The sequence below is a fragment of the Ferruginibacter sp. genome (assembly GCF_031391665.1).
Classification (GTDB): Bacteria; Bacteroidota; Bacteroidia; order Chitinophagales; family Chitinophagaceae; genus Ferruginibacter.
Genome location: NZ_JANMUN010000071.1, coordinates 1 through 15747, shown reverse-complemented (window position 1 = coordinate 15747; position 15747 = coordinate 1). Strand labels below are relative to the sequence as shown.

General features: G+C 35.8%; 13 protein-coding genes. 3 read left to right on the top strand and 10 right to left on the bottom strand.

Annotated features, from left to right (window positions below):
• Both ACY651_RS05840 and ACY651_RS05835 read left to right on the top strand, forming a co-directional pair.
• Positions 1–544: sensor histidine kinase (locus tag ACY651_RS05840; protein WP_462250666.1), on the top strand; the 544-nt coding region annotated here is incomplete at its 5' end.
• Between the two features lie 2 nt (positions 545–546).
• Complete coding sequence (locus ACY651_RS05835; protein WP_462250664.1) at positions 547–1170, top strand: response regulator; 624 nt, start codon at positions 547–549, stop codon at positions 1168–1170.
• Positions 1171–1360: 190 nt separating this feature from the next.
• Here ACY651_RS05835 and ACY651_RS05830 read toward each other — a convergent pair whose 3' ends face one another.
• The 5 genes from ACY651_RS05830 to dxs form a co-directional block, all read right to left on the bottom strand.
• Entirely contained in the window at positions 1361–2812 is a 1452-nt protein-coding gene (locus ACY651_RS05830) for a hypothetical protein (protein WP_462250662.1), read from the bottom strand.
• Between the two features lie 89 nt (positions 2813–2901).
• Positions 2902–3531, bottom strand: a complete 630-nt coding sequence (locus tag ACY651_RS05825) for a response regulator transcription factor (RefSeq protein ID WP_462250660.1) — start codon at positions 3529–3531, stop codon at positions 2902–2904.
• A gap of 63 nt (positions 3532–3594) precedes the next feature.
• Positions 3595–6534: a sensor histidine kinase gene (locus ACY651_RS05820; protein WP_462250658.1), complete on the bottom strand. Its 2940-nt coding sequence runs from the start codon at positions 6532–6534 to the stop codon at positions 3595–3597.
• A 59-nt stretch (positions 6535–6593) separates the two neighbouring features.
• Positions 6594–7739 carry a sterol desaturase family protein gene (locus ACY651_RS05815; RefSeq protein ID WP_462250656.1) on the bottom strand — a complete coding sequence of 382 codons (1146 nt, stop codon included), beginning with the start codon at positions 7737–7739 and terminating at the stop codon, positions 6594–6596.
• A gap of 73 nt (positions 7740–7812) precedes the next feature.
• The gene (dxs, locus tag ACY651_RS05810) at positions 7813–9759 is read right to left on the bottom strand and encodes a 1-deoxy-D-xylulose-5-phosphate synthase (protein WP_462250654.1); all 1947 of its coding nucleotides are present in this window, start codon (positions 9757–9759) and stop codon (positions 7813–7815) included.
• 233 nt (positions 9760–9992) lie between these two features.
• Between dxs and ACY651_RS05805 the strand changes: the two genes are divergently transcribed.
• Positions 9993–10271 carry a hypothetical protein gene (locus ACY651_RS05805; RefSeq protein ID WP_462250652.1) on the top strand — a complete coding sequence of 93 codons (279 nt, stop codon included), beginning with the start codon at positions 9993–9995 and terminating at the stop codon, positions 10269–10271.
• A 3-nt stretch (positions 10272–10274) separates the two neighbouring features.
• Here ACY651_RS05805 and ACY651_RS05800 read toward each other — a convergent pair whose 3' ends face one another.
• From ACY651_RS05800 to ACY651_RS05780, 5 genes are all read right to left on the bottom strand, one after another.
• A complete protein-coding gene (locus ACY651_RS05800) occupies positions 10275–11000 on the bottom strand; it encodes a peptidoglycan DD-metalloendopeptidase family protein (RefSeq protein ID WP_462250650.1) in 726 nt (241 codons plus the stop codon).
• Between the two features lie 88 nt (positions 11001–11088).
• Positions 11089–13284 carry a TonB-dependent receptor domain-containing protein gene (locus tag ACY651_RS05795; protein ID WP_462250648.1) on the bottom strand — a complete coding sequence of 732 codons (2196 nt, stop codon included), beginning with the start codon at positions 13282–13284 and terminating at the stop codon, positions 11089–11091.
• 174 nt (positions 13285–13458) lie between these two features.
• Positions 13459–14691: a helix-turn-helix domain-containing protein gene (locus tag ACY651_RS05790; protein WP_462250646.1), complete on the bottom strand. Its 1233-nt coding sequence runs from the start codon at positions 14689–14691 to the stop codon at positions 13459–13461.
• Positions 14692–14739: 48 nt separating this feature from the next.
• A complete protein-coding gene (locus ACY651_RS05785; RefSeq protein ID WP_462250644.1) occupies positions 14740–15237 on the bottom strand; it encodes a hypothetical protein in 498 nt (165 codons plus the stop codon).
• Between the two features lie 266 nt (positions 15238–15503).
• The coding region (locus tag ACY651_RS05780) for a hypothetical protein (RefSeq protein WP_462250642.1) at positions 15504–15747 on the bottom strand (244 nt) is incomplete at its 5' end.

Here is a 15747-nt window from a genome sequence, read left to right as displayed (position 1 = left end):
ATCTGGCGTAAAATTTTCCTTAAGCAATATGAAAGACAATTTAATTATAACACCCGATAACATGACTGTGTTTGAACGGTCATTAGATATGCTGGACACTTCTATAAAAGAACTGCGGCGTGTGGCGCATAATATGATGCCAGAATTACTGACCAAATTTGGACTGGATGAAGCATTGAAAGAATATTGCAACAGCATTAATGCTACCAATTTGCTTTCTGTAAAATACCAGTCTATCGGGATGGATACAAGACTGGAAAAATCTGGAGAAATAATTATTTACCGCATCATACAGGAACTGCTGAATAATATTATGAAACATGCGGCTGCAAAAGAAGCTACGGTGCAAGTGGTAAAAGAAGAAGGCCGTTTAAGTATTATTGTAGAAGATGATGGTAAAGGATTTGATACCGCATTAATAAAAAATAACAAAGGCGCAGGGCTTACGAGTATCCAGTCCAGGGTAGATTATTTAAAAGGGCAATTAGAAATTCATTCAGAAACAGGTAAAGGAACTTTGGTAAATATTGAATTCAATATATAAATATGATTCGTGTTTTTATTGTAGATGATCATCCTGTGGTAATAGAAGGCATTCACTCTTTACTGCAAAACGAAAAAGATATGGCATGGATGGGTCAGGCAATGAATGCTGCATCCTGCCTGGGATTTTTTGTAAACAATACTGCCGATGTGGTATTGATGGACATCAGCATGCCGGGCATGGATGGTGTGGAATTATGTGCGGTGATGAAAGAAAAATACCCGGGTATAATGATTTTAGGCCTCAGCAGTTTTAACCAGGGATTGTACATAAAAAAAATGGTGGAGAACGGAGCATCGGGCTATATCTTAAAAAACTCTTCCAAAGAAGAATTGATAAAAGCCATACATGCAGTGCACGAAGGCTTTATTTATTTTAGTGGCGAAGTGGGCATGGCTTTGCAGGAATATCAAAAATCGGAAAAGAATGATTTACCCTCATTAACATCAAGAGAAAAAGAAGTGTTAGAATTAATTGCTGAAGGTTATACGAACCCGCAAATAGCAGAAAAAATATTTTTAAGCCCTTTTACTGTAGATAGCCATAGAAAAAATTTGCTGGCCAAACTTGGAGTAAAAAATACAGCCAGCCTTATACGTCTTGCGGTGGAAAAAAAATTGATTTGATGAGTGAGCGTTTAATAATTTTTAGTTGGCAAAATTCTAATTGATTTTTTATTTTAACCACTGTGTTTATCTGTGTGCCAGCATCCACTACATTTTAAGAATACCTATTGTAAATAAAATAAAAGAATTTCATACGGTTCAAATTCAAAATATACTTTGGAGGTAAGCTTGCACTAAAATTATTTTATAATTATTGAGCTTCTGTAAGTGTGTACTCAATAATCACCGCACGGAGGCCTAACGCAGAACTGGACCATGCGCTGGGAAATGGCGTAGTATAAACATTCAGGTAATAAGTATATAAAGTGTTATCTACAATGTTGCTAAAAAAATTTACCGGTGTGGTGTATGCTGCCAAACCTGCTGAACCTGATGAATTAACTACGCCTATATTCTCAGGAAAAAAATTGCTGAGAATAGTCTTTCTGTAAAAAACCGTTTGCAAATTTTGTGCAGCAGAAAAATCCTCCAGGTAATAAGTAATGTTTATCATTTTAGCGCCATGTGGCAAATGCACAGGGGCAACTATACCGTTTGTTGCGGCAGTATTTCCCATAAAAATGCTACCCGATCCAAGACTGACAGTTGTTGTATCCCTGCTGAGAAATCCTCTGAAATCGCTGCCCGAAAGATTATAGAAAAAGGTTTTGGGTGTAGAATATTTAAATGAATCGGCTTTAATATTACCGCTAACCTGTAATTTTTCCGAAGGGTTTGTTTGACCGATTCCCACATTACCATTTCCTCTTACCCTCATTCTTTCAATAAAGCCATTTACATAGTCATCATAGCCAAAAGCTACATCAGCAGCAGGATGGTCGGCGTAAATTTTAAGAAGATTACCCGACACACCCAATCCTGCATCTCCACTGGCTCCCGGATACAAGCTGATTTTTTTGCTGAGCACAGCGGGAAAGCTCAAAGGGTTAGTGGGGTTTACGGTACCTATGCCCATATTGCCGGGAGCATCAATGGTTACTCTTGGAATATTGGCAGTAGTAAAATGAATTTTACCATTGTTGCCAAAATAAGTTCCAAAATCAATGTCTTCAGGATTACCGGCAAAAGAACCTAAATAGCCACGATAATTATTATTTTCTGCCCAGCTAATAAATAAATTGGAAGCGCCATTAATTATTAATGGAAAGTTGTTGTTGCTTTCAATGTGTAAATTAGTACCAGGGTTTGTAGTACCTATACCAAGAAAGTTTTTGAAATAACCATTGCCGTGTGTAAAGTTGCTGTAAAATACCGGTTCTCCTAAAGCATTGCGATATTCCAGTTGTCCGCTTGTTGGAGCGGTATTGTTATAAAACAGTCCATCGCCTGCGGCAGAATGTTTCATCAATGCCTGGCTAACGGGAACATAGAGGTTTGAATTTTTCCATTCCATTCGCCCCGTTGCAGAATCGAAGGTTACATAGCTGGATAAACCGCCAGTACGTTGGTTTCCTTTTACATCTAACGTTGCCTGTGGTGTGGTAGTGCCGATGCCTACATTTTGAGACTGGGCTTTTTCTACAATTAAAAGTGATAGCAGGGAAAGAAAGCATTGGTAGGTGAAGAATGAAAATTGTTTCATGCTGCAAAATTTTTGTAAAGCAGTTTTGCTGCCCGGTGTAATTTTTTTAAATCGCAGCATAAAATTATTTTGTTGTTAAAGCAAAGTCAATAGTACAAAAGTTAGTGGTGAAAAAACAGAGAATTAAGTAAAGCAAATAAAAAGAATATTCAATTTTTTCCGTAAGCTTTATTAATAGCTTCTGTACGGTTTTGTACATGCAGCTTTTCGTAAATGTGGTGTATGTGCTGGCGCACCGTATCGGTTGCAATTGAAAGTTGTGTGGCAATTTCTTTATACAATAATCCTTTTGCTAAAAGCAGTAATATTTCATTTTCCCTTGGCGATAAATTTTCAACCTGCTTTTTAGTTTCATTATTTTGAAAACGTTTAATAACTTTTCGGGCAATTTGTGTACTCATGGGGCTGCCTCCACTGTGCAATTCCAGTAAGCCTTCAGCCATTTTTATAAAAGGCGTTTTCTTTAATAAATACCCGCTTGCCCCTGCGGCTAATGCTTCAAAAACTTTTTCATCGTCTTCGTAAATAGTAAACATTATAAACTGGCTTTTGGGGCAAAGCCCTTTTACTTTTTTTATACATTCAATACCATTCATACCGGGCAGATTAATATCCATAATTACAATATCGGGTTGCCAGGCCGGTAATTCTTCAGCTGCTTTTTCAGCATCAGCAAATGTGCTGAGTAATTCAAAACGTTCGTCCATGGTAAGCAGACTGGTCATACCATCCCGTACTTCTTTTAAATCTTCTACCAAACAAATTTTTATTGGCTGCATACTTGTAAAAATAAACTATAGTAAAATGATGGCAATAGAACAAAAGTTATAAGAAGCCGAATTTTATTTTAAAGGCACTCTTATATTTACTGTTACACCACCATCATTTATTATCTCAAAAAATCCTCCTATTGAATCAATACGTTTTTTCATATTTTTTAAACCATTACCTTCTTTATTTATATTTTCAAATCCTTTACCATCATCCTTAATGATTACAGAAAGATTTTTATCAGTGTTAAATTTGATAATAACTTTTTTTGCTCCGGCATGCTTTACAATATTGTGCAGGCTTTCTTTTAAGGTTAAAAAAACATTCCTCCGCATTTCTCCTGCTACCATTATTTCAGGAATTTTTTCTGGCATAAAAATATGCATCTGCAAATTATTTTCCTCTCCATATTCTGCTGCATACGAACGGGCATAAAATAACAGATCTTCCAGCGTATCATTTTTTTCGTTCATTGCCCAAATGAGTTCATTCATTTTTTGCACCAGCTCATTGGAATTATTTACAATTTTTTCTGCATCAAGTTTTGTGGTATCGCTAAAGCTGTTGCGTTTTACTTTTTCGCTTAAGAAACGGATGGTGGAAAGCCCGGCTCCCAAATCATCATGTATGTCGGATGCAATACGGCTTCTTTCTTTTTCTATAGCCTGCTGCTTTTCTAAAACTATTTTTTGTTTTTCTAATTTACGTTTATAATAACTTCTTATCATCAAAATCAATATGCCCACTACCAGTAAACTCATTAAAATTTTAAACCACCAGGTTTGCCACCAGGGAGGATTGATGGAGAAAGAATAGCTAATAATTTTCTCCGTGTATCTTGATGCAGGATAAGTTGCTTTAATTTTTAAAGTATAAGAAGCTGGAGAAAGATTAATGAAACTTAACACCGCATTTGTTGACGCATCACTCCAGTTGCTGTTACCGCTGCCTTCTAAAATATAACTGTACTTAATTTGTTTTTCATCGTAAAAAGATGGACTTGCTACATGAATGGAAATATTATTTTGTTTATAAGAAAAAGCAGCAGGAATATTTATACCCGAAAAAATATTGTTACCTGCATTTATATTTTTTATAAATAGTTGAGGCGCAAATGATGAAACATTGTTTTGCTCTGCAGCAATTTTTACCAATCCTCCATCGGCAGTTAATGCCAGTATATTATGATTATTATCTTCATTTATGGTATAAATAAACGGGTATAAATTACTGCGTTTAGAAATATTGTCTATTATCACATCATCTTTATCCCAGGTAATTTTATCAATGCCCGAAGAAGTACCGGCCCATATTGCACCTGCTTTATCGCAATAAAGAAAAGTTATAAAACTTGCAGTTAATCCTTCTTTTTTAGAAATGTGTTTAAGGAGTTGTAATTCCATATTTTCATTAATCTTAAAACAATACAATCCATCCTCTCTTGTACCCACCCATATATTATCAAACTTATCAGCAGTTACCGAACGGGGTGCTGTTATTTTTACCTGGCTGGTATAATCTTTTAACAACTGCAAATAATTTTCGGGTTGTTTACTGTTTGTTTTCATTACATACAATTCACCTGCTCTTGATACAAACCAAAGCCTGCCTTTGCTGTCAACTGTACCTTCATCAATATAATATTTTATTTTGCTTTTACTTATTATTGTTGGGCTAAAAATGGTGTTAAGTTGATAGATGCCCTGTATTGTTATAATACCATTAGCATCTATAATACTTCTGTTCATGTTATTTACGCTTTCGGCATAAATTAATGTGGGTGCAATAACCCCGTAATTTAATTGAGCAATTGTAAAGTGATAAATAGTTTTACCGCTGTTTAAATACAGGTTGTTGCCAGATACTGACAGGTTACTAAAATCGTTACCAATATTTTTTACAGTATATATTTTCAGGCCTGCTGTTGTTTGTAAAAATATTTTTTTCTGCAACATATCCCAGTAATAAACAGAATCGCCTGCACTGTTTACTGCAAGCGATTGTATATAAGAACCAAACGGCCTGGAAATTAATTCAATATTATTACTTACTAATTTTTGTACGCCGTAATTGTCATTAATAAACCATAATGCAGATTCCCTGTCTTCGTACAGCCCGGCTACATTATTACTCAGCAGGCCATTGGCTGAAGTATAATTTTTTACAGTACCGGCAGTGCTTATCTTAAGTAAACCTTTTTGGCTTTGCGAAGCCCATAAGTTTTTATTGCTATCATAAAACACAAAACCATAAGCATTATTTTTTAGCTGCTGAAATTTTAAAGGCAACGGCTTAAAAATAACATTTCCCTGCTGCAGTTGCTGCTTATCAATTATTAGTATTTCTTTTGTACATGCCAGCCATATATCGCCTTCTATTTCTGTAATTGAAGTGCATGCAATTCCTTTTACACTTGTTACAATTGTTTTTGTTTTTACATTGTACACCAACAGATCAGTGCGGTATTTACCGAGCAGCAGATCGGTTGCAATCAATAAATAATCACCCGCCTGAAATATTATATTCAAAAAATCTTCGCTGCTATCTTTAAAAACCGGCAGCATTGTAAAACGGTTATCTTTAAAAATAAACAAGCCTTCGTCGCATGCAGCAAAAAGCTGGCCTTCTTTATTTTTATAAAATGAATTTATTATAGGGCAAAACCCATCCGCAGTTTTAAATTTATGTATGCTGCTTTTAGAAAAATAATTTAACCCGTTGGTGTTGGTGGCAATCCATACAGAATCGGCTCCCATTTCTACCGCATCATTCACTACATCGCTTGCAAGGCCATCGGCTTTTGTAAAATTGGTAAAACCGGTACCATCGTAAATACTTAATCCGCCAAACGTAAGAAAGAATAATTGCCCTTTATTATCCTGTGCAATTTTTTTTACCCTGTTATTTACCAATCCTTCTTTTGGGGTATAATTTACAAAGGGAATTTGCTGTGCAATGGCTGATGCAGCACAGAAAAATAAGTATGCGTTTATTGATATACATTTCAACATTTGCATACTTAAATGTAATGAATAAAAGGAATGTAGTAAACAGTTAAGTATATTTAGTTTTACCTGCTGCTTCGTTCTTCCATTTTTAAATTATCATCAAAAGGGCTTTTTGTAAATGGATAGACAGTTTGCTTTACAAAACCTTTAGGGTATTGCGATTCATGTACGCCGGTACCTTCGGGCCATACTTTTTCCGGCAAATAATAAGTGCCAAACATCATATCAATAAAAGGAAAAAGTGCCGCAAAGTTTTTTCCATAATATTTTGGGTCTTCGCAATGGTGCCAGTGATGGTATTGTGGTGTGGTAATAATGTATTTTAAAAAGCCAAAATTAATTCTTGTATTAGCATGAATTAATACAGCATGGATAGCAATAAAAATTATGTAGGTATTAAAAACAGCAGGCGAAAAACCCAATACGTACAAAGGAATAAACGTGATGGCCCTGGTAAAAAATATATCTATAAAATGAGTTCTGCTTCCTGCAAGCCAATCCATGTGTTGTGTAGAGTGATGTACAGAATGAAAACGCCATAAATAAACGTGGTTATGAAAAATGCGGTGTGCCCAGTATTGAAAAAAATCGGTTGTAAAAAAAGCAATTAGCAATGCGGCAAAAAACGGTAACTGCTGTATCCAGATATGTACTTTATCCAAGCCTATCCAACCAAAAAATACAACAGCAGGTTTTTGGGTGATGATGCCAAAGAACTGAATAAACAAATGGCTGATGACAAAATAAACCAAATCTGTTCGCCACTCTTCATGAAATTTAGTTTGATTTTTATTTTTTGGGAAGAATAATTCTACAGGAATAAAAATTACTGTCATCAGCAATAAATCTAAAAGCATCCAGTCTAACCCAAAATACCAACTGGATTTTTGAACTGCAGAGCCTTGAACTTTTAATACTCCCAGCAGAATTGCAATGCCTGCAATACCGGCACCAATAGCTGCCAATTGTATTTTTTTACTTAACAATAAACTGAGTAAAGCAAAACCAAACGACAAAATAATTACTGCCTTAATCAGTATTTGCATTGATTGTGCTGTATATATTTCTCTAAACTCCGGTGTAGTTAATTTTTCAGGAAAAATAAAACACAAAATACTTGCCAATGCTAAAATAGAAAGGAAGATGGAAATGTAACCACTGATTTGCCCTTTACCAATTATTAAACGTTGCGGTTTAGTTTGATACATACTTAGCTAATTATGGTAATAAAAAAAGTATGCAGTTTGCATACTTAAAATTAAAAATATTTTTTGATGAAATTTATTTCACCAATTCCGCCACACTCACAGTACTAATTTCTCTCAACATTACTGCAATACCATTAGCATCAATTCCAATTTCATTATACAATTGTTTAGGAGAGCCGTGTTCAATTAATTTATCGGGGATGCCCATTATTTTTACAGTGGCTTTGTAATTATGTTCATTCATAAATTCTAATACGGCAGAACCAAATCCTCCTACTACAGTTCCATCTTCTACTGTAACTATCTTATCAAATTTTGCAAACACTTCATGCAACATTTCTTCATCCAAAGGTTTTGCAAAACGCATATCGTAATGTGCAGGATTAATGCCATCAGCTTTTACATCACGGATAGCAGCAGCAGCAAAGTTGCCGGGATGGCCAAAAGAAAGTATCGCAATATTTTCTCCGTCCTTCAATTTACGGCCTCTACCAATTTGTATTTCTTCAAAAGGATATTTTTGCGCCATGGTATCTTTTTGCAATTCGGGCATTACACCTTCGCCACGGGGATAACGAATTACAATGGGTAATTGCAAAGTATCCAATTGTGCGGTGTACATCATGTTACGCAATTCTCTTTCGTTCATCGGCGCAGCCACAATTAAATTAGGTATGCAGCGCATAAAAGCTATATCGTAACAGCCGTGATGCGTTGGACCATCTTCACCTACAAGCCCTGCCCTGTCTAAACAAAATATTACGGGTAGTTTTTGTATAGCCACATCATGCACCACCATATCGTAAGCCCTTTGCATAAAAGAAGAATAGATGTTGCAAAAAACTTTCATGCCCTGTGTTGCCATACCGGCACTAACGGTTACGGCATGTTGCTCGGCAATGCCCACATCAAAAGCACGGTCGGGCATTTTTGCCATCATATATTTTAAAGAAGATCCGCTGGGCATTGCAGGAGTGATCCCAAATATTTTTCCATTCATTTCTGCCAGCTCAATAATGGTATGTCCAAATACATCCTGGTATTTCATGGGCTGTGGTAATTCAAAAGTTTTCTTTTGAATTTTGCCGGTTACTTTATCAAACAAACCGGGTGCATGCCAAAGCGTTTGGTCTTTTTCTGCCAAATCGTATCCTTTTCCCTTTACTGTAACAATGTGTAAAATTTTAGGGCCGGCTATATGTTTTAAATCCTGTAAAGTATCTACCAGTTTGGTAATATTGTGGCCATCTATCGGCCCAAAATAACGCAGCTTCAATGCTTCAAATAAATTGGCTTTACTGCTCACCATTCCTTTTACACCTTCTGTAAGTTTGTGTGCCATGGTACGGCTGAAGTTTTTACCAACAGGCAGTTTACCTAATAAATTCCACACCTCATCTTTTACTTTATTATACGTTTGAGAAGTGGTAATGTCGGTTAAATATTCTTTTAGCGCCCCCACATTTGGGTCGATGCTCATGCAATTATCATTTAAAATAATCAGCACATCCGAATCGGCTACACCTGCATGATTCATGGCTTCAAAAGCCAAACCTGCCGTCATTGCACCATCGCCAATTACGGCTACACTTTTTCTGTCTTCCCCTTTATATTTTGCTGCCATGGCCATGCCTAATGCAGCACTTATGGAGGTAGAAGAATGGCCCACGCCAAAAGTATCGTACTCACTTTCGCTGCGTTTAGGAAAACCACTAAGGCCTTTATATTTTCTGTTAGAAGGGAAATTATCTCTGCGGCCGGTTAAAATTTTATGGCCATAAGCCTGGTGGCCTACATCCCATACCAACTGATCGTAAGGAGTATTGTACACATAATGTAATGCCACACTTAATTCCACCACTCCCAAACTGGCGCCAAAGTGGCCGCCATGCACACTTACAATATCAACAATATACTGCCGAAGCTCATCACAAACCTGGTGCAATTGTTCCCTGCTGAGTTTTTTTAAATCTGCTGGCGAATCGATATTTTTAAGAAGTGTGCCGGGAGTTAGCTCCATGCTGTAATATTTTAATGAGCAAAGTTATGTTTTTTATCTTTTAGATGTGTCGTTATTAAACATACTTTAACGGGAAAAGTTCGGTTAAAATTGCTGCTGACACCTATTCATTTACGTAAAATTATTTTTAGTAACACACTGTTTTGCAAAGCCACTCATATTTTGCGTAATATTAACTTAGCCTGCTATTACATTACTGCACTTACAATTATCTTTAGCTCAAACTCTTTTAAATGAAATTACCCCTTAAAATCCTGGCAGTACAAATTGCCGTACCGCTATTAATTGCATTAGGATATTTTGCCACCGATAAGTTTGAATGGCAAACTTTTTTTGGAACTTATGGCATTATTGCAATACCCGTTGCCATAGTTAATATTTTGGGTGCAATAATTATGGCCATAGCTAATTATCAAAAAAATAAAGCCTGGGTTTTAGGGCTTGTGATAAGTACAGTTGTTTTATTTATTACAGGTTTTTTTGCAGTTACACAGCTTGATTTTGGCAGGTAGATTTTATGCCAGGTAACGCATTAAATTTATGATCAAATCCGGGTTGGGGCAATTGTTTAAATACTTTTCACTTTCCGATACTTTGCATACTCCGGGATAATCGCCTTCGTACAAACGCAAATCATCAATAATTTGAAAATGCAGGTGCGGTGGCCAGTTACCATTATCTTTTGGTGCGCCAAAATGTGCCAGTAATTCTCCACGGCCCACATATTTTCCTTCCTGCAAAGGTGCCAGATCTCCCAAACTTAAATGGCCGTACAGTGTATGAAAAACAATGGTATCTAACTGGTGCTGTAAAATAATTGTAGCGCCATAATCGCCAAAATTATTATTATAGGCAAAACTGTGTACCATACCACCAACAGGTACAAATATTTTTGTTCCTGCATCGCCCCAAATATCTGTACCAATATGTAATCTTCTCGGTTCTTCGGCTACAGGCTTTTCAATACCATATTTTTTTTCTTCATCAAAAAGCAAGCTGCGTTTGTACATATCCCTTAATTCGGCATAGCCGCCAATTAAAAATTTTGCACCCTGCTCTTTTTTTAGGTTGTCAATATAGCTCGAAAAACTTTTGGTATCGCTGTAAACTTCTTCTGTTAACTCCGTATTGGTTTTAGATAAATTAATAGGCGCAATTTTTTCTTTAGCCGCGTTAAAATTTATTACCGGGCAAAAATCGGGCTGGTGTTTTTGTAAAACATTTTCTAAAGCACTTTTCATTTATTGAAGGTACGCATAACAATGGTTAGATTAACAATTGCTGTTTGTTGTAATTACAAAACAAAGAGCATTAGAAATTGTATTAGCATTAATTTTTTACTTTTATTCTATCAGCATCCTGGCTGGTTTGCCGCTCTCTTTCTTTAAAACTTGTTTTACCAAAGCTCCAGCTAAACTGTAATCTAATTCCACGGCTTTCCCATTTACGGTAGTAGCTAAAATCCATATTGGCAAATTGTACGGTTTGCTGCCAGCGTTGTGTATTAAAAACATCCGCTACAGATAAACGCAGGGAGCCTTTGGCTTTTAAAATATTTTTTCTTAACCCAAAATCTAAACTGCCTAAAGATTTACTTTTAAAAATGGCTTCTTTGGTAGCAGCATTAAACCAACTGCTAACCTGCGTAGTCCATCCTTTGCCGAGTGTAAAATTTTGCTGTATGTAATAGTTCATTCCAAAAGTTTTTTCATTTAAAATACCATTGGGCAAAACCCCTTTGTAATGATTAAAAAAACCGGTAATGTTGGCATAACCCTGCCACCATTTTGTAATGGGCAATGGCGCACTTATGTTTAGATAACCATTATCTAAACTACCAATGTTGGCTTGTGTACCGGTTGTTAGCTGGCCAGTTTGGGTGGTAATGGTCTGGCTGTAATCTTTTGTATGATTGTAGCCAACAGCAACATTAAGTGCATAGCGGTAAGTATATTTTATTTCGAAATTATTAGTGTACTGGGGTTTTAAATAAGGATTGCCTTTTTCAGCAGTATAAATATCATAAATGGTTTCAAAAGGATTTAAGGATTGATAATCGGGGCGGTTAATTCTTTTGCTGTAAGACACCGCAAACATATTTTTATCATTTATTTTATAGCTTAAAAATGCTGTGGAAAAAATATTGATATAGTTAGTATCGGGGTTATTAATTTTTGTATTTCTTAAATCAACCGACGTGCCTTTTACTACTGAATTTTCTACCCGAACACCAATTTGGTACTCCAATTTTTTTATTTGCCTGCCAAAATTTGCATACGCAGCATAAATATTTTCTTTGTAATTAAATTGGTTACTTCTTCCGGTATCGGCTTTCATTACTGATCCATTTAAAGAAGCAGCTAATAAATTATTATTCGTGGTTACATTACTTAATTTAAATCCGGTTTCAATTTTAGCATTTATTATTTTTAGTTGCTTTATATAATCTGCTTTTACAGCATAGATATTTATTTTGGTGGCCACATCCAAATCGTTAGCAGTAAAATTGTATTTTGTATTAGACTGATCTAAATAATCAGTAGTAAGATTAGTAATATTTGTATTTTTAAAATAAGTATAATCGGCATCTATGTTTAACTCATTACCCAAAGTATCTTCGTACTTATAATTTAAGTTGGTATTGTAGCGGCGGTTTTTATACAAATTATCATTGGTAGTTAGTAAGGAAGAATCAATATTACCATTGCTGCTGATATTGGTAATGCCCGGTGTATTAAAAGGATTACGGTTGCCGCCACTGGTAAATAAAAAACCGAAAGTGTTTTTCTTGTTTTTATAAAAATCAAGACCCCACCTTGTGTTGTTGCTTAAATTTCTATCTATATCTGTAGTAATATTGTTGAAGTTTTTAATAACGTTGCCCACCTGTACATTTCTGCTGATAACACCATCGGTATGTTGCAAATTATTATTTATACTTACGTTGGCAAAGGCATTAATTTTTCCCTGGCGGTGATTAATATTAAAGGCCCCGTTGCTGCGGTAATGTACCTGCTGCTGATAGCCTGCTGTAATATTGCCATTAGTACCTTTTATTTTATTTTTTTTAAGCCTGATGTTAATGATACCGGCATTGCCCTGTGCATCAAACCTGGAAGAAGGATTGGTGATAAGTTCAATTTTTTCTATAGTGCTGCCGGGCATGCTGCGTAAAAAATTTGCCAGCTCTTTGCTGCTCATTTGTGTGGGGCGGCCATCTATCAGCACATTTACGCCTGCCTTGCCACTCATATTTATTACATCTTCGCCAGTAATATTTATGCCGGGTGCTTTTTGTAAAATTTCAAAAGCATTGCTGCCGATTGCTGTAATATCCGCCTGTACATTTATTACCGTTTTATCTATCTGCTGCTCAATAAATGGCTTTTTTGAACTAACGATTACCTCGTTTAATTTTTTTGTTTGATTAAACGAACTGGTATCTTTTTGTGGCAAACTATCTTTTTGCTGGGCAAAAGCCGTTAAAGAAAAAAGGCTGATGAAAAGGGAAAGCAACTGTTTCATAAAAAAATTTTGGTTTGATAACACAAAGATGGTTCGGTGTAAGGCGGCAGTCGCTGCAAAAGATGATTTGAGCCCAGTTAAAAAGGTATCATAGAAAAAGAACCGCCTCAAATTATGATGAGGCGGTATCAAATTAAGTAAGCTGTTGATGAATAGCGATAACTTTAAAAAATATCATTCATTTTTTTTCAACCATTCTTTCGGACTTGCTCCCGTAGTTTTTTTAAAAGCCCGGTTAAAAGTGGCTTTGCTGTTAAACCCACAATCGTATGCAATACCTAAAAGTGTTTGTTTTTTTTGCTCACCGGCCTGCAATTTTTCTTTAACCGCAGTTATCCGGTAATTATTTATAAAGTCGTTAAAGTTTAATTGAAAGCCCTGGTTAATTATTTTGGACAATAAAGAAGGGTTTGTTTTAAGTTGTTTGGCAACCTGAGTTAATGAAAGCTCCGGGTCTTCGTAAATTTTTTCGCTTTCCATTAAAACGGAAATTTTAGATTTCCATTCATCCAATAAATCTATATCCGGTTTTTTTTCGGTTTCACCATTTTCAATTTCTATAATTTCTGCATCTTCAATAAAAGTAGCAGTATTATTTTTAGGGTATAAATTTTGTAACAGTAAAGAAGGTTTATAAGTTATCAGGTTAAGCTTAAACGGCACTTTTGTTTCGATAGAATTAGAATAACCGGTGATGGCGATATAATAAAACACAATTGCAAAAGAGAAGAAGAACCACCAGGTGCCGATGTAATTATTTAGTTGAGGAAAAATAAACTCCAGTAAATAAAAGGCTACCTGCAAAAGTTGCATAGTTAAAAATGCCAGCAGAAAATTTTTTATCCATTTAAATAATACCACATCTGCATAACTGATTACCTGCACCATTAATTTTTTGTACAATTGATAATACCTGAGCGAAATAACAAAGTAAATGATCATAGAAATAAGGCCGGATCGCTGGTACCAGTCATCAAAATCTCTGTCCGAATTATCGGCTAAAAAATAATAATGCTTTAAAATAATCTTATCTGTTATTACCATTACAATACTGTATAACAGATATAATATACCCGGCAATAAATGCAGCCATTCTTTTTTACCAAATTTAAAAGAAGGATTAAGAAGGCTTTGTACATAAAAGAAAATAACCGGCCCCATAAAATACAAATGCTGCAGAGGAGAATAAAATAAAATATCCCGGTATGGCTGGTTATCGTACCAGCCACCAAAGCCAAGCATCCACGGAGCAATGTATAAAACACAGAACAATAAAAAAAGTGCCAGCCATTTATCGGAGGCACTTTCGTTTTTTATCCCTTTTTTAAAAAGCAATAGAGCATACACAATACCATGTACAAAAAATATGAGCAGCATCGAACTATAAAAACCAAACTCAAAACGCATGCAGGTAAATTAGGATGAATAATTTAAAATAAAGCCAATATATAAAAATCAAGCATAGATAATTTCTTCAACTGCTTTTACTGTTTTTTTTGCAGGTACAATAGTATTAATATTAATGTGGAGGTTACTTAGTAATTTTTCTTCCAGCAAGTTTGCAAACGTTTCAAAATAAATTATCGCATCTTCTTTTTTATTACGTTTTAGCCAGCGAAAACCTCCGGGTAAATTTTGCAATACTTCCCTGTCAGTAAGATATTCTATGTGGTGAATGTCGGTGGGTGTTAGCCCTAATGCTTCCAACTTTGTAATAACTAATGTGAGTGGCGCATTGGTAACAGGACAAAATTGCTGTGCCAACTCGGTCCACTCGCCATTGGCAGTGTGTGCATACTTCCGTATTTCACTTTCGCTTAAATGCGTAACCACCTGCAGCAGGTTACCGCAATTACAGGCTCCATGATGCCCCCAGGAATAATTAGCCCCATTACGCAAACGGTGGGCAGTTTCTCTTAATGCATTCACTAATTCTATTGTAGCATTTGCCATAAGATGATTTTTATTTTATAACAACCTTACATTTATTTTGTTCGAAAAAATACTATACCAATTAGACATTGAATCTATCCGATTAAAAAATGTCAGGTTGGGCCTGTCAAAACCTGTGCTATAGTCAAGCCGCCTTCGACAGGCTCAGGCTGACAGTATTCTTTCAATGTATAATTGGTATTACAAACAGTAGTTTATTATTTATAAAATAAAAATACTGCAATATGTATTGCAGAAAGTATCCCGTTAAAGGCAGATTTAAAAAATTAACTGCAACACTGCATTATTTTTTGCTGTAATAATTTTTTTTCGCTGGCAGCATGTGTTAATGCAATTGCCTCCAAAAAGTAATGCCGGGCTTTATCAAATTGCCGAATCCATCGCATTACTCCGTCCGGTTCGTGGGTGACGGCATTGTAAAGGAGACGGGCGTCGGATTCCATCCGATCGTCATACCGGCTCGTCTCCTTCCAGTCCTTGGCGTCGCTCCAGTTCAAATCGAGCGCCGGG